General features: G+C 33.1%; 1 protein-coding gene. It reads left to right on the top strand.

Annotated elements, in window-relative coordinates:
* The coding region (locus CRV02_RS14575; protein ID WP_375137092.1) for an ammonium transporter at window positions 1-414 on the top strand (414 nt) is incomplete at both ends.

The following is a 414-nucleotide window of genomic DNA, read 5'->3' as shown; positions in this document are numbered from 1 at the left end:
CAAAAAATACTATAAATGTAGCAATGAAAAACCTAATAGATACAGTCTTCGGGATTATGTTCTTTTGGCTATTAGGTTTTGGATTTATGTTTGGAAGCAGCTCTTTTGGCTTATTTGGAACTTCAAGTTTTTTAATAGATGGAACAAACTTAGAACAAAATGCAATTTTCTTTTTTCAATCAATGTTTGCAGCAACGGCAATTACTATAGTTTCAGGTGCAGTTGCAGAAAGAATAAAATTCAATGCCTACATTATAGTTGCAATTTTTGTTGCAGCTTTTATTTATCCAATATTTGGACATTGGGCTTGGAATGAAAATGGTTGGTTAGCTAAATTAGGTTTCGTAGATTTTGCAGGCTCAACAGTAGTACACTCAGTTGGAGCTTGGATAGGTTTAGCTGGAACTATAGTTT

This window comes from Arcobacter sp. CECT 8989 (assembly GCF_004116715.1).
In the GTDB taxonomy this organism is placed as follows: Bacteria; Campylobacterota; Campylobacteria; order Campylobacterales; family Arcobacteraceae; genus Halarcobacter.
Note: the sequence above shows the minus strand (reverse complement) of the source record. Positions and strands in the feature narration are given on the sequence as shown.